Here is a 20,245-nt window from a genome sequence, read left to right as displayed (position 1 = left end):
TAATCTATTCGTCACTCACCATTCGCTATTCGCCCCCTCATGCTGATCCTTTCCATCGATACCGCGCTCGATGCCTGCGCCGCCGCCGTGCTCGACACCGCGGGCGGCGTCATCGCACGGGAATCGCTGGCGATGAAGCGCGGTCATGCCGAGGCGCTGATGCCGCTGATCGCGCGCGTCATGAAGGCGTCCGGCGTTGCCTTTGCCGCGCTCGACCGCGTCGCCGCGACGACCGGTCCGGGCAGCTTCACCGGATTGCGTGTCGGCCTATCCGCCGCCCGTGGTATTGCACTCGCCGCCGGCAAGCCCGTGGTAGGCGTGACGACACTGACCGTGTTTGCCGCCCCCATCGTCAGCGAGAGCAGCGAACATCCCGTCATCGCCGCGATCGATGCGCGGCATGATCACGTCTATTTCCAGGTGCTCGGCGGCGACGGCAGTTCGCTGGTCAAGCCGAAGGTGGCGCCGATCGCCGAAGCGCTCGATGCGGCGCGCTTCGGCGCGCCGCATCTGGTCGGCAATGCAGCGAAAATGATGGCCGAGCGCTGGCCCGCCGATGCGCCGCCGCCTTTCAAAATCAATCAGCAGGCCGCGCCGGACATCGCCTGGGTGGCGTGGCTGGGCGCCGCGGTCAATCCCGACAGCTCACCGGCACGGCCCTATTATCTGCGCGCCCCCGACGCCAAGCCGCCGAAAAATGCGTTATCCGACGCATCGCAGCCGCCGACATCATGATGACTTGGTTCACCGAATGGTGGGGCGGCGGCACTTCGGTGATCGAACCGGCCATTCCGCGCGATGCGCGACGTCTGGCGCAACTGCACGGCGCATCGTTTCACCGCGGCTGGGGCGAAGGCGAATTCGAGGTGATGCTGACCGAGCGCAACACGCTCGCGCACCGTCTCAGGCTCGGGCGCAAGATCATCGGCTTTGCGGTGTCGCGCATGGCGGCCGACGAGGCGGAGCTGTTGTCGATCGCCATCGACGCGACTGAGCGTGGCCGCGGCCTGTCACGCAACCTGTTGCTGACGCATCTCGGCCATCTCGCCGGCCGCGGCGTGCGCAAGGTGTTCCTCGAGGTTGAAGAAAATAATCAGCCGGCGCGGCGGCTGTATGAATGGGCCGGCTTCGAGGTCGTCGGCCGCCGGGAACGCTACTATCAGCAACCCGGCGGGGAGCAATTGAATGCACTTCTGATGCGGCGTGACTTGTCGTAATATGCGCAGGGTGGCACAACAGCCCCGACATGTTCTTCAAGGCCCCAAGGTCATGCCCGTACTGAAATCCCCGTCTGCGCAAAAAAATACCGGCATCGAGGCTCGCTGCGCCGCCACCGGCATGCGCCATGACCGAGCAGCGCCGGGTGATCGCGCGTGTGCTTGCGGAATCGGCCGACCATCCGGATGTCGAGGAGCTTTACCGGCGCTGCGTCGCGGTCGACGACAAGATCTCGATCTCGACGGTATATCGCACCGTCAAGCTGTTCGAGGATGCCGGCATCATCGAGCGGCACGATTTCCGCGAGGGCCGCGCGCGCTACGAGCAGATGCCCGACAGCCACCACGATCATCTGATCAATCTGCGCGACGGCAAAGTGATCGAGTTCACCTCCGAGGAGATCGAGAAATTGCAGGCCGAGATTGCCCGCAAGCTCGGCTACAAACTGGTCGATCACCGGCTGGAGCTTTATTGCGTGCCGCTTGACGACGACAAATCCTGATCGCGTGCCGACTTGAATCCGAACCTCGATCTGGTCATCTTCGACTGCGACGGCGTGCTGGTCGACAGCGAAGTCATTTCGTGCCGCGCGCATGCGGAGACACTGACGCGCCACGGTTATCCAATCACGGCAGAACAGGTGCTCGAAAGGTTTCTCGGCCGCTCGATGCGTCAGGCCACGATCGAAGTTGAAACCGAGCTCGGCCGCAGCCTGCCGGACGACTTCGCCTCCCAAACATACGCCGAGATTTTCCGGTTGTTTGCGGCTTCGCTGGAAGCCATGCCTCACATTGGCGAAGCCCTTGCGCAGATTGTGCAGCCCGTCTGCGTCGCATCGAGCGGGCCGCCGGAGAAGATCAGCGCCAGCCTCAATTGCACGGGTTTGTACGATCGGTTCGCGCCGCATATTTTTTCCGCCGTGCAAGTGCGCCATGGCAAGCCGGCGCCGGACCTGTTTCTGTTCGCGGCCGAACAGATGAACGTCGCACCGGAACGCTGCGTCGTGATTGAGGACAGCGTTCCCGGCGTCACCGGCGGCCGCGCCGCTGGCATGACCGTGCTCGGTTTTCACGGTGGCAGCCATTGCCGCCCCGGCTATGGGGACAGGCTGCGCGATGCCGGAGCCGTCGCTGTTTTCGACGATATGCGGCAATTGCCCGGACTCATCAGGAAGATTGGGGCTGAGGCGCTTTGCAGATCAGACCGTCGCCAGATTTGAAGGAACCACTGAATATTGGTGGACGTTTTCCTGTATCCCTCATTTCGAGCGAGAGACAACCTCAAGCAGGAGGTTCAGATGTCTACACGCATAGTGACCGCAGCAGCATTCACCCTCATCCTCGCTTCGCCAGCGTTTGCTGATTGTAACCAGGAACTGAAGGCCCTCGAACCGAATATCATTGCCGCAGGGACGGGCGCGAGCGAAACGGGAATGCCGGGGACCAAGCACCAGGAGGAGGTTCTGGCCGGTAAGCAAAAGAGCGCTGAGCCTGAAACCACCGGATCAACGGCAGCGGCCGTGCAGCCCACTTCACCGCATCAGGAACAAGTCACGAGCAAGAGCAGCACCCAGAAGAGCGCCGAGCATGCCAACCAACTGATGGCCGAAGCCCGCAAGATGTCTGAGGCTGGCGACGAACCAGGGTGCATGAAGAAAGCGGCAGAACTCAAGGACGTCCTGGGAGTCAAGTGAGCGTCAGCTTGCCGGGTGCGCAAAGCTGGCAATGACCTGGATCAGAGTGCGTTCACGCGCGTCCTAGACACGCGATGGCTTGCGGCGCGATGCGCTGCGACGCGTCCGGGACATGAGATGCCTTGCCGCGAGCTAACCTTGCCGCGAGTTAACTGGGCGCCGGCGCCGCAGGTGATAATTTCAGATCGACCTGCGCGAGGGGAGCGGCGCATTCTGAAATTACCCGACAGCCAGATATTGAAGACGGCCTTGCCGCTCTCGCTCATCGTAGCGCTGGCTGCGCTTGCGCGAACCTGGCAGCTTTCGCAGAACGATTTCGGACGACAATATTACGCCGCCGGCGTGCGCAGCATGCTGGCTAGCTGGCACAATTTCATCTTCAACGCGTTCGACCCTTCCGGCTTTGTCTCTATCGACAAGCCGCCCGTGGCGATCTGGCTGCAGGTCGCCAGCGCCAAACTGTTCGGCTTTGGCGGGCTTTCGATTCTGCTCGCGCAAGTGATGGCGGGATTGGCCGCGATCCTCTTCGTTTACGTCCTCGTGCAGAAATATTGGGGGAGGACGGCCGGAGCCATGGCCGCACTGGCGCTCGCGCTCAGCCCGGTCAATGTTGCCGTCGACCGCTCCAACAATACCGAGAGCTGTCTCATCCTGGTGCTGCTGGCCGGCGCATGGCTTGCGATACGGGCCGCCGAAACCGGCCGGCTCGCGATGCTCTGCGCCGCAATGGCCGCGATCGGCGTCGGCTTCAACGTGAAGATGGGCGCGGCGCTGGTGCTGGCGCCGGTCGTGGCCCTGACGTTCAGCCTCGCCCGGCCGGCCGCGCCTATCACCTGGCATATCGGACAACAGGCCATCGCGGGCGTCGTCCTTGTTGCCGTCTCGCTGTCTTGGGCGATCTTCTTCGATCTCGCGCCGGCCCGGGACCGGCCCTATGCGGGCAGCACCAAGCACAATTCGATGCTGGAGCTCGCCTTGGTGCATAATGGCGCGGTCCGCTTCCTCGCCACGAGTTCGGCAAACCCCTCCCCCGCCGTCTCGGGCGAGACGGCACCTGCAGGCGCGGAAGTCCGGTCGCAACCCGTTATGACGGATGACTCGCCGACAGGTATTCTCCGCCTGTTCCGGCCGAAGGCTGCAACACAATTCGCCTGGCTGCTTCCGCTTGCGCTCGCAGGCCTCGTTTTCGCCTGGTCGGATGCATCGGCTCCGGCCTCGCCGGCGTCACGCCGCATCGCCGCTGCCGTCTGGACCGGTTGGCTCGTGATGTACTGGATCGTGCTCAGCTTTGCGGGCGGGCTGATCCACATCTACTATGTCGCCGTGCTCGGTCCACCGCTTGCGGTACTTTCCGGCATCGCCGTCGTCGAGCTTTGGTCAAGATGGAAGATGGGTACACCAGCGCGGATATTCCTGCCGCTGATCATCGCGGTCACGGCCGCGTGGCAGGTTTATCTGTGCACCGCGCAATCCGAGACGATCGGATCTGACTGGCTCAGCCTGACATGGCTGACATCGGTCGGAATCGCCACGATGTGCGCGGCCGCTCTCTACGTATTTCCGCTGCAGAACACATTATCGAAACTCTTCGCGGTCACAGCGATCGGCGCACTGCTGGTTCCGCCGGCATTGACCGCCGCGAGCGTCGTTCTGCGGCGCCCGAACTTAGCGGCGCCGGTCGCCAACATGAGCGCGCTGCTCGCACCGCCAGATACTGAACGTGTGGCATTGCGGACATGGCGGCTGGAAGCCTTCCGCAAGAAACTCACCGGCTACCTGATCGCCAATCGCGAGGCCGCAAACGTTCTCGTCGCGGTTCCCAACGCAAACGTCGCCGCGCCACTCATTATCTCGACCGGCCTGCCTGTCATGGCAATGGGCGGATATCTCGGCGACGATCCGATCCTGAAACCTTCCGACATCGAACGGCTGGTCTCCGACAGGCAACTGCGCTTCGTGATGCTTGGCGGATTTACCCTGGCGCCCGCGAAGCAGGCGGCGGCGCTCGAGCCGATCGCTCGATGGCTGCGTGCCAACGGTCGCCCCGTCGATCCAGGATTGTGGCGTCCATCGGGGCCTTCGAGCAGCACCCCCTACCGCATTAACCTCGGCAACCAGTGGGTGGAGGTTCCACCGCCCGAACTGTTCGATCTCTGGGGTGCTGCAAACTGAACCTGCCTGTCATTCCGGGATGGTCCGAAGGACCAGACCCGGAATCTCGAGATTCTCAGGGCGCAGGGGGCGCCCCATAGTTCGATGCTGCCGCATCGCCCCGGAATGACGTCCCACACGCTGGATTTTCAACGGGTTAGCCTATAAGTAAGCCCCGCGCGCCGGATTGGCGCCACTCAAGCCCGATATCCAAGGTCCCATGAAGCCGCCGCGCAAGCTGCACATCAAGTCCTATGGCTGCCAGATGAACGTCTACGATGCACAGCGCATGGTGGATACGCTGGCGGGCGAGGGCTTTGTCGAGACTGAAAGCGCTGACGATGCGGATCTGGTGATCCTCAACACCTGCCATATCAGGGAAAAGGCGTCCGAAAAGGTCTACTCCGAACTCGGCCGGCTGCGCGTCGCCAAGGACGAGGCGGCACGCAACGGGCGCGAGATGCGCATTGCGGTTGCCGGCTGCGTCGCGCAAGCCGAGGGCGAAGAGATCATCCGCCGCGCGCCGACGGTTGACGTCGTGGTCGGGCCGCAAAGCTATCACCATTTGCCGCAGCTATTGGCGCGCGCGAAGAGCGAAGGTCGCGCGCTGGAAACCGAATTTCCAGTCGAAGACAAATTCGGTTTTCTCCCCGCCCCCAAGCCGGATGCGATCCGCGCGCGCGGCATCTCCGCTTTCGTCACCGTGCAGGAAGGTTGCGACAAGTTCTGCACCTTCTGCGTGGTGCCCTATACGCGCGGCGCGGAAGTGTCGCGCCCGGTCGCAAAAATCGTCGATGACGTGAAGCGGCTGGCCGACAACGGGGTGCGCGAGATCACCCTGATCGGGCAGAACGTCAACGCCTATCATGGCGGCGGCCCCGATGGACGGACCTGGCCGCTTGGCAGACTGTTGCATCGCCTGGCGGAAATCGAGGGCATCGTGCGACTGCGCTATTCGACCAGCCACCCCCGCGACGTCGACGATTCGCTCATTGCAGCGCATCGCGATCTCGCGGGCCTGATGCCGTTCGTCCATCTTCCGGTGCAGTCCGGCTCCGACCGCGTTCTTGCCGCCATGAACCGCAGGCATACCGCCGATGACTACCGCCGCGTCATCGACCGTTTTCGCTCGGCGCGCCAAGATATTGCATTTTCATCGGATTTTATCGTCGGTTTTCCGGGCGAAACCGAGGGAGAATTTGCCGCGACCCTCGCGCTTGTCACGCAAATCGGGTACGCTGCGGCTTATTCGTTTAAGTATTCGCCGCGGCCCGGCACGCCGGCGGCGGACATGCGGGAGACGGTGTCAGCGGCTGAAATGGACGAGCGATTGGTGCGGCTCCAGGAATTGATCGACAGTCAGCAATCGGCCTTCAACACGGCCATGATTGGCAATACCGTCGATGTGCTGTTCGAACGCGCGGCCCGCAATCCCGGCCAGATCGTCGGCCGCACCGCCTATCTTCAGCCCGCGCATGTGTTTGCCTCGCCCGACATCATCGGACAGGTGCTGCCGGTCAGGATCGAGAGCCTGGAGCGTTACAGCCTGCTCGGCGAACTCGCTGGCCACTCAACGCGGGCCGGATCCTCGGTGCTTTCATATATGACCAGATCTTCTCAAGAAACTCGGGGAGCCTGAACCCTTGCCAAAAAGCGCATCGGATTCATCTTCGCTCGCTCCCAGCCGCAAATTTGATCGCGACATGCAAATTCCGCCCGAGACCCAAGTCGTCATCGATTTCGACGACAACCGCGCCGCTTCCGCCCTCGTCGGCCCTTACGGCCAGAACCTGGCGCTGGTCGAACGGCGGCTCGGCGTTGTGGTCGATTCCCGCGGCAACCACATCACCATCGCCGGCTCGCGTGACGGCTGCGACGCCGCGCGGCGCGTGCTGGAGACGCTCTATTCACAGGCCGTGCAAGGCCACGACCTCTCGCAGGGCGAAGTCGAAGGCGCGATCCGCGCCGTCCTCGCGCAGGGCTCGCTGTTCGAGTTCGACGCCAAGACCGCAAAACCCTCGTTCGAGACCATCAACCTGCGCAAGCGTCCGGTGCGCGCCCGCACCGCGGCGCAGGATTCCTACATCCGCGCGCTGAAACGCCACGAGCTGGTGTTCGGCATCGGCCCGGCCGGCACCGGCAAGACCTGGCTTGCGGTGGCGCATGCCGCGCAATTGTTCGAACGCAAGGAAGTCGATCGCATCATCCTGTCGCGGCCTGCGGTCGAGGCCGGCGAGCGGCTCGGCTTCCTGCCGGGCGACTTGCGCGAAAAAGTCGATCCTTACTTGAGGCCGATCTACGACGCGCTGTACGACCTGATGGACGCGCGAGTGGTGGAACGTGCATTGCAGGGCGGAGAAATCGAGATCGCGCCGCTGGCCTTCATGCGCGGCCGCACCCTGACCAATGCCGTGATCATCCTCGACGAAGCGCAGAACACCACATCGATGCAGATGAAGATGTTCTTGACCCGGCTCGGCGAGAACAGCCGCATGATCGTCACCGGCGATCCATCGCAGGTCGACCTGCCGAACGGACAGGCTTCGGGGCTTGCCGAGGCCTGCAAGCTGCTCGACAACGTCGAAGGCATTGCGCAGGTGAAATTCACCGCTGAAGACGTCATCCGCCATGAACTGGTGGCGCGGATCGTCGCCGCCTATGAGGGATTGCCGCAGAAACCGGCAACCGGAAAATCTTGACCGCAAACTCTTCGCGCCCGGACCTGCCGCCGGCAGGCCGGGGCCGCAACCCCAACCTTGCAATGCAAACCGCTGGAACGCTCGTGTCGTCCGTCCTTCCCCTCACCGAAGTTCTCGTCGTCGCCGATTGCTGGCAGACCGAGCCGGAGGCCGAGGCGGTGATCCATCGCGCCATCAATGCGGCGGCCGAAATCGCCGATGCTGACGTCGGCGACACGGAACTTGCGGTCATGCTGACCGACGATGCTGGAATCCGCACGCTGAACAGCAACTGGCGCGGCATCGACAAGCCCACCAACGTGCTGTCGTTTCCGGCGCTGCAGCCGGCCGCGGGCGCGCCGCGTATGCTCGGCGATATCGCCATCGCCTATGAGACCACCCGGAAAGAGGCCGATGAGGAAGAAAAGCCGTTCGATCATCACCTCAGCCATCTTGCGGTTCACGGGTTCCTGCATTTGATCGGGCACGACCACGAAAAGGACGACGACGCCGAGGCCATGGAGGATCTCGAACGGGAGATACTCGCGCAGCTCGGCATTCCCGATCCGTATGCGGACCGGGGGCGGATGGACTGAAATGCCGGACTCCGACCCGATACAGGACAACCCGCGCAACACGCGCAACTTGCCGGTGGTGGTGCAGGAAGGCGAGGTGCTGCGTCCGGCCGCCGAGAGCTGGCTGTTACGGGCGATCCGCACACTGTTCGGCTGGAGGGCGGGATCGGTGCGCGCCGATCTTCAGGTCGTGCTCGATACGTCCACCCCTGACGATGCCGGCTTTTCCGCCATCGAGCGCACCATGCTGCGCAACATCCTCGGCCTCAACGAGCGGCGGATCGTTGACGTGATGGTGCATCGCGCCGACATCGTCGCCGTCAAGCGAGATATTCCGCTCGGCGAATTAATGAGCCTGTTCGAGAGCGCGGCGCATTCGCGGCTCGTGGTCTACAACGAAACCCTCGACGACCCCGAAGGCATCGTTCACATCCGTGACCTGCTGGCGTTCATGACCGCGAAGGCGCGCGTCGGCGATACCACCAAGCCCAAGCGCAAGAAGCCGTTCCCGGCGGGGCTCGACCTGCGCGCGGTCGACCTCGCGATGCCTCTGGCCGAGACCAACATCATCCGCAAGCTCCTGTACGTGCCGCCGTCGATGCGGGCGATCGATCTGCTGGCACAGATGCAGGCCTCGCGCATCCACCTGGCGCTGGTGGTGGACGAATATGGCGGCACCGACGGGCTGGTCTCGATCGAGGACATCGTCGAGCAGATCGTCGGCGAAATCGACGACGAGCACGACAGCGACGAGCCGCCATCGATCGTCCGCCAGGGAGATAACGCCTTCATCGCGGATGCCCGCGCCAGCCTCGAGGATGCACGCAAGATGATCGGCGAGGAGTTCGTGACCGGCGAGGGGAGCGAGGAAGTCGCCACCCTCGGTGGCTATCTGGTGTCCCAGGTCGGCCGGCTGCCCGTGCGCGGCGAGGTCATTGCCGGTCCGGGCAATTTCGAGATCGAGGTGCTCGATGCCGATCCGCGGCGGGTCAAGCGGCTGCGGATCGGGATCCGGAAAGAACGCCCCGCGCCGCGCGCGACGCGCGAGCGAAGCCGCCGCGAGGCCACGCCCGACACCAGCACGCCGCCGACCAATGACAATACGCCGCCGGCTTCCGGCGATGGAGCCGGCTCGCAGTGATCCCAACCAGCAAATTCCGCGCCGCGGGACTTTCGATCATCCTGGCCTGGGGCTGGAAGCGCGCAGCGATTGCGCTCGTCGCCGGCGCAATGTCGGCTCTTTCGATGGCGCCGTTCAACGCCTGGCCGGTGCTGTTTGTGACGTTTCCGGTCGTGGTCTGGCTGATCGACGGCGCGGCGGCGGGAAAATGGCGGGGGTTGCCGGCGGCGGCGATGGCGGGCTTCTGGTTCGGGCTCGGCTATTTCGTGCCCGGGCTCTACTGGATCGGCAACGCTTTCCTGGTCGACGCGCCGACCTTTGCCTGGCTGATGCCGTTCGCGGTGCTCGGCCTGCCGGCCTATCTCGCCTTGTTTCCGGCGCTCGGCTTCGCACTGGCGCGGCTGATCTGGACGCGGGATGCGTCGCGGGTTCTGGCGCTCGCGATCGGGCTCACGGTCAGCGAATGGCTGCGCGGCTATGTGCTATCGGGATTTCCCTGGAATGCCTTCGGCTACGCGCTGTCGGAGCCCTTGGCCCTGGCGCAGGCAGCGTCGCTGATCGGGCTGTGGGGCATGACCTTCCTCAGCGTTGCGATCTTTGCCAGCCCGGCGGCGCTGATCGACGGTTCATCGCGCGGCCGCAAGCCCTGGATCGCGCCGGTGGCGGCACTCTTGCTGCTCGTGGCGATGGGAATTTACGGCGCTGTGCGGCTGTCGCTGCAGCCGACGGCCCTGACCAAGGTCAAGCTACGTATCATGCAGCCGAACCTGCAGCAGGACGTCAAATTCAACTATGGCGCCAAAGCGGAGGTGATGCAGAAATACCTTGCTCTGTCCGACCGCGCTTCAGGCCCGCAGTCCACCGGCGTGCGCGACGTGCAAATCCTGATTTGGCCGGAATCGGCTTTCCCCATTTTTCCTGACGCGCGAAGCCGACGCGATGGCACAGATCGCCGAGCTTCTGCCCAAGGGCACGGTGCTGATGACCGGCTCGGTGCGCGCTCCGGACACCCCGCCCGGCGTGCGTGTCTCGCGCGCCTACAATTCGATCTATGTGATCGACCATGACGGCAGCGTGCTGTCGGTCTACGACAAGCTGCATCTGGTGCCGTTCGGCGAGTATCTGCCGTTTCAGGAATGGATGGAAAAGCTCGGGTTCGTGCAGCTTACAAAAGTCCACGGCGGCTTCATTCCGGGCACGCGGCTCCGCGCGATGGAGATACCGAATGCGCCGCGCGCGCTACCGCTGATCTGTTATGAGGCGATTTTTCCCGGAAATCTTGCAGCGCGTGACGACCGCCCCGGCTGGATCGTCAACCTGACCAATGACGGCTGGTTTGGAAATTCAACAGGCCCCTACCAGCACCTGCAGCAGGCGCGGCTGCGTGCGATCGAGGAAGGTCTGCCGATGGTGCGCGCCGCCAACACCGGCATCTCGGCGGTGATCGATCCCTCGGGGCGAATTGTGGCACAGCTCGGCCTCGGCATCGAAGGCGTGCTGGATGCCAGCCTGCCGTTCGCGCTGTCGCCAACGGTTTATGCTCGCCTTGGAGATATCGCGGCGGCCGTGATTGTGGCCGCAGCCTTGTTGGTCGTCGTCAGACGCCGCGTTGCGAAGCACGCTGCCTGAGATTTGCACATGACCGAGTTGTCACTGGTTTACTAAAAAAGCTGCGTGCGCGGTTCCACCAGTTGACAGACAGCCTGCGATTCGCTTTCTGCGCTTGCAAGCCAAAAACGACAACCAGTCACTTCCGTTGCTCAGATCGTCCGCAATTCTACCCGATCCTCCGAGCAGGATATGACGGTACCGGCGCGCCTGAGGCATAGAATTTCCACTGCGAATTTCCACTGCCTCATTCCCGGCGCGCAATCCTAGGAGTGATGCAGATGTCCACCAAAGCGCCCAATCCGGTCGACAAATATGTCGGCAGCCGCGTCCGGATGCGCCGCATCATGCTGGGCATGAGTCAGGAAAAGCTGGGCGAAGCGCTCGGCCTCACGTTCCAGCAGGTCCAGAAGTACGAAAAGGGCACCAACCGGGTCGGCGCCAGCCGCCTGCAGCAGATTTCCGAGATTTTGCAGGTGCCGGTATCGTTTCTGTTCGATGGCGGGCCGAGCGGCATAGCGAATGCGGACGGGTTTGGCGACGGTGCCTCTCCGGCCTACGTGTCCGATTTCCTCGCGACGTCAGAGGGTCTGGCGCTGACGCGCGCGTTCACGCGCATCACCGATTCCAAAATGCGCCGCTCCATCGTCGAATTGGTCGAGCAGATCGCGTCGCGCGACGGCCCGGACCCGCGCTGACTTTCATCCCGCACGGTTTGAGAATTTCGTATTCCGGAATATGCCGTCATTTCGCGCTGCATTGGCGCGGGCCTACGATGTGCAATTGCGCATCGGGGCATGACGCCGTATCGGATACGACATGACGACAGACAATCCCTTCGACCCTGCGCCGATCCTCGAGGGCATCCGCCGCTGGGTTGAGATCGAGAGCCCAACCGAAGCGCCGGAGCAGGTCAATAAGCTCGTCGACCTCGTCGCTGAAGGCTATCGCGGCCTGCCCGCGACGCTAGAGCGGATCGCCGGGCATTTCGGCTGCGGCGATCATCTGGTGGCGCGCTCGTCATGGGGACAGGACGAACCAGGCAACCTGGTGCTGAGCCATCTCGATACGGTGCATCCGCTTGGATTCATCGAGCGGCTGCCATTCCGGATCGAGGGCGACAGCGCATTCGGCCCGGGCATCTACGACATGAAGGGCGGCGCCTATCTCGCCTATCACGCGTTTCGGCAAGTCTGCGCCGACAGTGCGCGGCCGTCGCTCGGCATCACGCAGCTCTATGTCTCCGATGAAGAGATCGGCAGTCCGACCTCGCGCGCGCTGATCGAGGCCGAGGGACGCAAGGCCAAATATGTGCTGGTCACCGAACCGGCGCGCGACGGCGGCAAGATCGTCACCGGACGCAAGGGTGTCGGGCGGTTCGAGGTTTTCATCAGGGGCGTGCCCTCGCATGCCGGTACCAGGCCGGAGGACGGCCGCAGCGCCATCCGCGAACTCGGCAATGTCATCCAGACGCTCGAGGCGATGAACGATCTTGCGCGCGGTATCACCGTCAATGTCGGCGTTGTCCGCGGCGGCACCAGGCCGAACGTGATCGCGGAAGAAGCCTACGCCGAGGTCGATTTGCGCGTGCCGACGATGTCGGATGCCGACGAGCTCGCGTCAAGAATCCTCAATCTGAAATCGCGCACCGAGGGCGTCAGCGTCAGAGTGATCGGCGAGTTGAATCGACCGCCATACGAAAAAAGCAATGCCGGCGCCGCGCTCTACGAGCACGCCAGGACGATTGCGGCGGAGATCGGCTTCGATTTGGTCGACACCTCGACCGGCGGCGGCTCCGACGGCAATTTCACCGCGCCGCATACCGCGACCCTCGACGGCCTCGGCGTCGACGGCCAGGGCGCGCATACCCATTACGAGCAGATGTACATCTCCTCGATCGAGCCGAGGGCGCGGCTGTTGTACCGTCTCTATCAGACGCTGCGATGATGACCGCCCCGCGCGACACCGGCGACCGCGACGCACCGCCCGATGACGGCGCGTCGGCACATGCGCACGGTTCGTTCTTTGGCCGCCGCAAGGGCCACAAGCTCCGCATCCACCAGGCCGACCTGATCGACAAACTGCTGCCGCAACTCGCGCTCGACATTGCGACGCCTGTGCCGGGGCGGCTTACCGATCTGTTCGATGGCCGAGCTACGGATGTCAGGCTCGAGATCGGATTCGGCGGCGGCGAACATCTGATCGCGGAAGCGCAGGCCTATCCGAACATCGGATTCATCGGCTGCGAGCCGTATGTCAACGGCATGGCCAAGATCCTGACGCAGATCGAGGTACACGACATCGGCAATATCAGGCTCTATGCCGGCGACGCCGCGGAACTGCTCGCCTGGCTGCCGCCGCGTTCGCTGGCGCGGATCGACCTGATCCATCCCGATCCCTGGCCGAAGCGGCGGCACTGGAAGCGGCGCTTCGTGCAGGACGCAACGGTGAAGGCGATGGCGCGTATCCTTAAAGACGGCGGCGAGTTTCGTTTCGTCAGCGACATTGACGATTACTGTGCCTGGACGCTGACGCATCTGATGCGCTCGCCGGATTTTGTCTGGACCGCCGAGCGTGCCGCCGACTGGCAAAAGCCCTGGGACCGCTACACGATGACGCGCTACGGCCGCAAAGCTGAACGCGAGGGAAGAGTGGCGGCGTATCTGCGGTTTCGGCGGGTCGGCCAGACGTCACCCATGTCGGACAAAGCGACCTGCTGAATTACAGCGCCTGGCCGGAACGTTTTGGAGCCCGGATACTTGAGTCCACGCCATATTGTGCGGGGCAGCGACGAATTGAGAGGCGGTAATGTTCCTGATGGGACTTGGCGCGCTCCTCGTTATCGGCGGACTCCTGTATATGGCGCGCACCACTATTTGGCGGGGACCGCTTAGCGGCCGGGATTCCGCCGGACCGGTTCGCCAGACGTTGGAGCCGCCACAGCGCAGCGTGCGATTCTTGGGGCTTGGCGCGAATTGGCCGGGCATTCTCCTTATGGCACTCGGAGGAGTTCTGTTGGTGTCGGGGGCCAATTTCTAGAGCCTGATAAAGCAAGCTTCAATCAATGTGCTCCGTCACCCCGGGATGAACGCGATCGCGTTCATCCCGGGGTGGCCGCGCAAAGCGCGGCCCTCGAAGGGCGACGGCCACTCGATGGCGCCATCCCCCGTTCTATTTCACCGCCACACGCTAACGCTCACGGCTCCACGGGAAGAGATTGGCCGGGAAATCCGCGGCGTAGCGGTGTCCTTTCCGCAGGCGGGGTTCTTGCTGCGGAGGGTTGGGATCCGGCTCCACCACTTTCCGGTACAGATGCCAGGTGGCATGACCGAGCACGGGCAGAACGACGGCGAGACCGACGAAGACCGGCAGCGAGCCGGCAACCAGCAGCGCCGCGACGATCAGCCCCCACCCGGCCATGGCAACCGGATTCATCATGACAGCCCGCAGCGACGTCCGGATGGCGTCGATTGCAGTCGCATGGCGATCGAGCATCAATGGAAACGACACAACGCTGACGCACAGCGCCACGACCGCGAACAGAAAACCAACGCCGCAACCGACGATGATGAGCGACCATCCTTCCGGCGTCGTCAGCACGCGCGTTGCGAAATCGGGAATGCTCGCAGCCGGAGCGTGGCCGAAGATCGAGACGTAGATAGCGTTCGCAGCGCCGATCCAGGCCCCGAACAGAACGAGCAGGAGCACGCCGAGCTCGATCATGGCCCCGAAAGCCGGAGCGCGCAGCACGGAAAGCGCATCCCATGCGCCGACCTCCTCGCCGCGCTCGCGGCGGCGGCTGAGTTCGTAGAGACCAATCGCGGCAAAGGGGCCAATCAAGGCAAACCCGGCTGCCAGCGGAAACAGCAGCGGCAATACCGAATAGCCAAGGACCAACCTGAACAGAAAAATACCGAGAACGGGATAAATCACGCACAGGACGACCGCGTGACTTGGCATCGCACTGAAGTCTTCCCAGCCCAGGCGCAGCGCCTCGCCCAGGTCGGATAGTTTGATCTTGCGAACGGGATATGTGGCGGCGTCGCCGAATACGTGCCGTGCAACTTTTGAGATGTTGTCGGAATAGACAGTGGCCATGGACGCACCCTCCCGTGCTCACAGTTGCGGCGGTCGAAACGACGCGCCGCAACATGCGCGTCTCCGCCCTGGTGTGCGAGAGTCGCGGTCGAGCCGAGTACGGCAAACCCAAATGCATCGAAAGGAGCTTAGCCGGACGAAACTTGTCGCGACCTCCCTCACAGCTTAGCGCTAAGCGAACCGAACAGCGCTCACGGTTCGGTGAACAGTGCACGTTCACGGTCATTTGGTGCGTTGCGTCATCTCAAACGATTGTGCCGGCTGACGCTCGGCCGGCTTGCGGCATCCGCGCAGACGCTGAAGTGATCTATTGACGCCAGCCCCGACGCGTACCATCCTCACTCCTGACGCCCCAGATTTGATGGTAATCGGTCGTAACGTGTGCTCGGCGCCACGTTTGGATGTCGCGACCGGTCAAAGTGGGCGAGGCAAGACGCACTGCGATGGCGCAGTCGGCCATCAAGACAGATGCGAGCTCCGCCCTCTGATTTGTCTCCATTGCCTTAGGTGGCAAGGAGGAATGAGGGATGATTGTCGCCATTGTCCTGCTTCTGGTCGCAGTCGGCTCGGTGCTGTTTCACATCTACAGCCCGTGGTGGTGGACGCCGATCGCCACCAATTGGCGCTACATTGACGACACCATCAACATAACCTTCTGGATCACTGGGGCGGTTTTCTTCGCGGTGATCGCTTTCATGGCCTATTGCGTCTTCCGCTTCCATCACAAGGAAGGAAGACAGGCGCACTACAATCCGGAGAACAAGAAGCTCGAGTGGTGGCTCAGCATCGGTACCGCCGTCGGCGTCGCAGCCATGTTGGCGCCTGGCCTGTTCGTCTGGCACCAGTTCGTCACGGTTCCGGCGAACGCTACCGAGATCGAGGTCATGGGCCAGCAGTGGCAATGGAGCTTCCGCCTGCCGGGGAAGGATGGCCGGATGGGCACGACCGATGTCCGCCACGTGAGTGCCGAGAACCCTATGGGCTTGAATCGCGACGACCCGCACGGGCAGGACGACGTCGTGATCGAAAGTGGCGAGATGCACCTCCCGGTTGGAAAGCCGGTCAAGGTTTTGCTCCGCTCAGTCGACGTCCTGCACGATTTCTATGTGCCTGAATTCCGGGCCAAGATGGATATGGTGCCCGGCATGGTCACCTATTTCTGGATGACTCCGATCCGAACCGGAACGTTCGACGTGCTGTGCGCCGAGTTGTGCGGCGCAGCGCACGCGCAGATGCGGGCGAAAGTCGTCGTCGAGGAAGAAAGCGAATATCACGCCTGGCTAGAGCAACAGAAGACGTTTGCGGAATTGTCAGGCCGAAGCGCCGTTACGAAGGCGACATACAGATCAGGCGGCAAGTAGGTGCCGCTGCGAAGATAGATCGGGCGCGTGAGACCGGGTCTTCACCCCCGACGGAAACGACCGAGGAGGTATTTCTATGGTCGATGTTCCATATGAAGCAACCGTCGACGTTCCGCCTGCCGAAGTGGCAGAGGTCGAACTCTATCACCCCAAAAGCTGGTGGACGCAGTACGTCTTTTCGCAGGACGCCAAAGTCATCGCGATCCAATACTCGCTGACGGCGACGGCAATCGGCCTGGTAGCGCTGGTGCTGTCGTGGATGATGCGCCTGCAACTGGGATTTCCGGGCACATTCTCCTTCATCGATGCAAGCCAGTATCTCCAGTTCATCACCATGCACGGCATGATCATGGTGATCTACCTGCTGACAGCCTTGTTCCTGGGAGGCTTCGGCAACTACCTGATCCCGCTGATGGTCGGCGCCCGGGACATGGTTTTCCCCTACGTGAACATGCTGAGCTACTGGGTCTACCTGCTCGCCGTCATCGTGTTGGCTTCGACCTTCTTCGTACCCGGCGGGCCCACCGGCGCCGGCTGGACGCTATACCCACCGCAGGCGATTCTGTCCGGCACCCCCGGGCAGGACTGGGGCATCATTCTCATGCTGTCCTCGCTGATCCTGTTCATCATCGGCTTCACCATGGGTGGATTGAATTACGTGGTGACGGTGCTGCAGGCGCGCACCCGCGGCATGACGCTGATGCGGTTGCCCTTGACAGTATGGGGCATCTTCACGGCCACCATCATGGCGCTATTGGCCTTCCCGGCGCTGTTCGTCGCCTCCGTCATGATGCTGTTCGACCGCCTCCTCGGAACCAGCTTCTTCATGCCCGCACTCGTCGAGATGGGGCAGCAGATGAAGTATGGCGGCGGCAGCCCGATCCTGTTCCAGCACCTGTTCTGGTTCTTCGGTCATCCCGAAGTCTATATCGTCGCCCTGCCCGCCTTCGGCATCGTTTCCGATCTGATCAGCACGCATGCGCGAAAGAACATCTTCGGCTATCGCATGATGGTTTGGGCCATTGTGGCGATCGGCGCACTCAGCTTTATCGTGTGGGCGCACCACATGTATGTGAGCGGCATGCACCCGCACTTCGGGTTCTTCTTCGCCACAACGACGCTCATCATCGCCATCCCGACCGCCATCAAGGTCTACAACTGGGTGCTAACCCTGTGGCGCGGCGACATTCATCTCACGGTGCCGATGCTGTTCGCCCTCGGCTTTATCATAACGTTCGTGAACGGCGGGCTCACCGGTCTCTTCCTCGGCAACGTCGTCGTGGATGTCCCGCTTTCGGATACCATGTTCGTTGTCGCGCATTTCCACATGGTGATGGGCGTGGCGCCGATCATGGTCGTGCTGGGCGCGATCTATCATTGGTACCCCAAGGTCACCGGCCGGATGCTGGATGACTGGATGGGCAAGTTCCATTTCTGGGTCACGTTCCTCGGCGCCTACCTGATCTTCTTTCCCATGCACTACCTTGGACTGCTCGGGGTGCCGCGCCGGTATCACGAGATCGGCGAAGCGGCGTTCATCACGCCATCCGTGCATACACTGAATGCCTTCATGAGCGTGGTGGCGCTGATCGTGGGCCTCGCCCAGATCGTGTTCCTGTTCAACCTCGTCTGGAGCTATTTCAAGGGCAGGCCTTCCGGCGGCAATCCGTGGCGGGCGACAACACTGGAATGGCAGACGCCGGAGACGCCGCCTGGACATGGCAACTGGGGCAAGGAGCTCCCGGTGGTCTATCGCTGGGCGTATGACTATAGCGTGCCAGGCGCCAAGGAAGATTTCATTCCGCAGAACCAGCCGCCGGCGACACGGGCCCTCCAGGGAGCCACGCCGTGAGCGCCATCGTCCTGTTCATGGCGGTGATTGCGGTCATCGTGGGATGGTGGCTGTCACAGCAACGGCTGACAGCCAAGCCCTGGCTGGAAGAAGGTTCGATCGATGACTTCCCGGGCACGGGAGCGATGACCGTGCCGGCGGCGAAGCTCGGATTGGGAGTGTTTCTCGCTGTCGCCACCTCGTTGTTCGCGCTCTTCATCAGCGCCTACTCCATGCGCATGGACATGGTGGACTGGCGGGCACTGCCTGTCCCGGCACTGCTCTGGTTCAACACCGGCGTCCTGGTTTTGAGCAGTGTCACGATGCAATGGGCATACGTATCCGTGCAACGGAACAACATGGATGGTGTAATCGTCGGCATCTGCGCGGGAGGAGCATCCGCCATCATATTCCTGATCGGGCAGTTGCTGGCGTGGCGACAGCTAAGCGTCGCGGGGTATTTCGTGGCCTCCAATCCAGCCAATTCCTTCTTCTACCTGATCACCGCGGCGCACGGGCTGCATCTGATGGGCGGTCTGGCGGCCCTGGGGAGAACGACCGCCAAGGTGTGGCGTGGCGCTGAGATGCCCCAGCTACGCCTGAGCGTGGAGCTCTGTGTCATCTACTGGCATTTCCTGCTGTTGGTATGGCTCGTCGTGCTTGGCCTGCTGACGGGCTGGACGGACGATTTCGTCAACATCTGTCGCCGGTTGCTCAGCTAGGGAGGACCCAGATGGCAGAGACTGCGCTGACAACCCATGGACAGTCGCCTGCGCGGACTGCCGGCTTGAAGGGTGTCGCCGCCGACTGGTCCTCGGATCAGCGCGCGTTCAAGAACGTGTCCTGGGGGAAGGCCATGATGTGGATCTTCCTCCTGAGCGACACCTTCATCTTCAGTTGCTTCCTGCTCTCGTACATGACGGCGCGAATGTCCACGACCGTGCCGTGGCCCAATCCGAGTGAGGTGTTCGCTCTCGAGATTGGGGGGCATCACATCCCGCTCATCCTGATCGCCATCATGACCTTCATCCTGATCAGCAGCAGCGGGACGATGGCGATGGCCGTTAATTTCGGCTACCGCCGCGATCGCGTCAAAACTGCAGTCCTGATGCTGGTTACGGCAGCACTTGGCGCAACGTTCGTCGGGATGCAGGCCTTCGAGTGGACCAAGCTGATCATGGAGGGAGTGCGGCCTTGGGAGAACCCCTGGGGTGCGGCGCAGTTCGGCTCCAGCTTTTTCATGATCACCGGCTTCCACGGCACGCACGTGACCTTCGGCGTGATTTTCCTGATCGCTATCGCGCGAAAGGTCTGGCGCGGAGATTTTGATTACGGACGACGCGGATTCTTCACGAGTCGGAAGGGGAACTACGAGATCGTCGAAATAATGGGCCTGTACTGGCACTTCGTCGATCTTGTGTGGGTGTTCATCTTTGCGTTTTTCTATCTTTGGTGAGGTCAGCGCATGACAAACGTGGCGGTAGATTTGGGAACCCAACAACCTTCGCTGCACACTCGCACGCATGAGGCAGTCGCAGTCGCTGCTGGAGCCGCGCACGCAGAAGGGCAGCAGCACCCGATCAAGCTCTATCTCGTGGTCTGGGGATGGTTGTTCGTTCTCAGCACCTGCTCCTATCTCGTCGACTATTTCGGCTTGCACGGCTATCTCAGATGGTCGCTGATCCTGCTGTTCATGGTGCTGAAGGCCGGCCTGATCGTCGCCGTGTTCATGCACATGGCCTGGGAGCGGCTGGCCCTGGCCTATGCGATCCTGCTGCCGCCGGTGCTGGTGCTGGTGTTCGTGGCCATCATGGTGTTCGAATCCGAGTACACGCACCTCATCCGGGTCCTGTTCTTCGCGTCACCGACATAGTTATTTTTGCTTCGCGCGGAGGTGCTTCAAGGCGTCGCC

18 protein-coding genes and 2 pseudogenes are annotated in these 20,245 nt (G+C 62.6%); 19 read left to right on the top strand and 1 reads right to left on the bottom strand.

Features of this window, described 5'->3' with window-relative positions; translation table 11 throughout:
* Window positions 1-39 precede the first annotated feature (39 nt).
* The 14 genes and pseudogenes from tsaB (at window position 40) to trmB (ending at window position 13,763) form a co-directional block, all read left to right on the top strand.
* Window positions 40-735, top strand: a complete 696-nt coding sequence (gene tsaB, locus V1273_RS01570; protein WP_334408502.1) for a tRNA (adenosine(37)-N6)-threonylcarbamoyltransferase complex dimerization subunit type 1 TsaB — start codon at window positions 40-42, stop codon at window positions 733-735.
* Complete coding sequence (gene rimI, locus V1273_RS01565; RefSeq protein ID WP_442894051.1) at window positions 732-1,217, top strand: ribosomal protein S18-alanine N-acetyltransferase; 486 nt, start codon at window positions 732-734, stop codon at window positions 1,215-1,217. Before tsaB ends, rimI begins: the two co-directional genes overlap by 4 nt.
* A gap of 52 nt (window positions 1,218-1,269) precedes the next feature.
* Window positions 1,270-1,720, top strand: a pseudogene (locus tag V1273_RS01560) (Fur family transcriptional regulator).
* Between the two features lie 54 nt (window positions 1,721-1,774).
* Window positions 1,775-2,437 carry an HAD family hydrolase gene (locus tag V1273_RS01555; RefSeq protein WP_442894050.1) on the top strand — a complete coding sequence of 221 codons (663 nt, stop codon included), beginning with the start codon at window positions 1,775-1,777 and terminating at the stop codon, window positions 2,435-2,437.
* A gap of 78 nt (window positions 2,438-2,515) precedes the next feature.
* Entirely contained in the window at window positions 2,516-2,911 is a 396-nt protein-coding gene (locus tag V1273_RS01550) for a hypothetical protein (protein WP_334365933.1), read from the top strand.
* A 249-nt stretch (window positions 2,912-3,160) separates the two neighbouring features.
* Window positions 3,161-5,083, top strand: a complete 1,923-nt coding sequence (locus tag V1273_RS01545; RefSeq protein WP_334408500.1) for an ArnT family glycosyltransferase — start codon at window positions 3,161-3,163, stop codon at window positions 5,081-5,083.
* A gap of 199 nt (window positions 5,084-5,282) precedes the next feature.
* Window positions 5,283-6,701, top strand: coding sequence for a tRNA (N6-isopentenyl adenosine(37)-C2)-methylthiotransferase MiaB (gene miaB, locus V1273_RS01540; protein ID WP_334408499.1), 1,419 nt, complete (start codon window positions 5,283-5,285; stop codon window positions 6,699-6,701).
* Window positions 6,702-6,705: 4 nt separating this feature from the next.
* Entirely contained in the window at window positions 6,706-7,761 is a 1,056-nt protein-coding gene (locus V1273_RS01535; RefSeq protein WP_035726726.1) for a PhoH family protein, read from the top strand.
* Window positions 7,762-7,823: 62 nt separating this feature from the next.
* On the top strand, window positions 7,824-8,336 hold the full coding sequence (gene ybeY / locus V1273_RS01530; protein ID WP_334412148.1) for an rRNA maturation RNase YbeY: 513 nt from the start codon (window positions 7,824-7,826) through the stop codon (window positions 8,334-8,336).
* A gap of 1 nt (window position 8,337) precedes the next feature.
* A complete protein-coding gene (locus tag V1273_RS01525; protein ID WP_334408498.1) occupies window positions 8,338-9,456 on the top strand; it encodes a hemolysin family protein in 1,119 nt (372 codons plus the stop codon).
* Window positions 9,453-11,064 (top strand): annotated as a pseudogene (gene lnt, locus V1273_RS01520) (apolipoprotein N-acyltransferase). The gene V1273_RS01525 and the pseudogene lnt overlap by 4 nt, the downstream one beginning before the upstream one ends.
* 260 nt (window positions 11,065-11,324) lie before the next feature.
* A complete protein-coding gene (locus V1273_RS01515) occupies window positions 11,325-11,741 on the top strand; it encodes a helix-turn-helix domain-containing protein (RefSeq protein WP_334365927.1) in 417 nt (138 codons plus the stop codon).
* 121 nt (window positions 11,742-11,862) lie between these two features.
* Window positions 11,863-12,990: a M20 family metallopeptidase gene (locus tag V1273_RS01510; RefSeq protein WP_334408497.1), complete on the top strand. Its 1,128-nt coding sequence runs from the start codon at window positions 11,863-11,865 to the stop codon at window positions 12,988-12,990.
* Window positions 12,990-13,763, top strand: coding sequence for a tRNA (guanosine(46)-N7)-methyltransferase TrmB (gene trmB / locus V1273_RS01505; RefSeq protein ID WP_442893788.1), 774 nt, complete (start codon window positions 12,990-12,992; stop codon window positions 13,761-13,763). Before V1273_RS01510 ends, trmB begins: the two co-directional genes overlap by 1 nt.
* A gap of 469 nt (window positions 13,764-14,232) precedes the next feature.
* Here trmB and V1273_RS01500 read toward each other — a convergent pair whose 3' ends face one another.
* Window positions 14,233-15,141 (bottom strand): DUF2189 domain-containing protein, encoded by a 909-nt coding sequence (locus V1273_RS01500; protein WP_334365924.1) that lies wholly within the window; start codon window positions 15,139-15,141, stop codon window positions 14,233-14,235.
* A 527-nt stretch (window positions 15,142-15,668) separates the two neighbouring features.
* Here V1273_RS01500 and V1273_RS01495 point away from each other — a divergent pair.
* The 5 genes from V1273_RS01495 (at window position 15,669) to V1273_RS01475 (ending at window position 20,206) form a co-directional block, all read left to right on the top strand.
* Window positions 15,669-16,502, top strand: coding sequence for a cytochrome c oxidase subunit II (locus V1273_RS01495; protein ID WP_334365923.1), 834 nt, complete (start codon window positions 15,669-15,671; stop codon window positions 16,500-16,502).
* A 76-nt stretch (window positions 16,503-16,578) separates the two neighbouring features.
* A complete protein-coding gene (locus V1273_RS01490; RefSeq protein ID WP_334379584.1) occupies window positions 16,579-18,354 on the top strand; it encodes a cytochrome c oxidase subunit I in 1,776 nt (591 codons plus the stop codon).
* A complete protein-coding gene (locus V1273_RS01485; RefSeq protein WP_334365921.1) occupies window positions 18,351-19,055 on the top strand; it encodes a cytochrome c oxidase subunit 3 in 705 nt (234 codons plus the stop codon). Before V1273_RS01490 ends, V1273_RS01485 begins: the two co-directional genes overlap by 4 nt.
* 11 nt (window positions 19,056-19,066) lie before the next feature.
* A complete protein-coding gene (locus V1273_RS01480; RefSeq protein WP_334365920.1) occupies window positions 19,067-19,789 on the top strand; it encodes a heme-copper oxidase subunit III family protein in 723 nt (240 codons plus the stop codon).
* Between the two features lie 9 nt (window positions 19,790-19,798).
* Window positions 19,799-20,206, top strand: a complete 408-nt coding sequence (locus V1273_RS01475) for a cytochrome C oxidase subunit IV family protein (protein WP_334365919.1) — start codon at window positions 19,799-19,801, stop codon at window positions 20,204-20,206.
* Window positions 20,207-20,245: the final 39 nt, after the last annotated feature.

The organism is Bradyrhizobium sp. AZCC 1721, from assembly GCF_036924715.1.
Taxonomy (GTDB): Bacteria; Pseudomonadota; Alphaproteobacteria; order Rhizobiales; family Xanthobacteraceae; genus Bradyrhizobium.
This window is presented reverse-complemented; position numbering and strand designations above follow the sequence as displayed.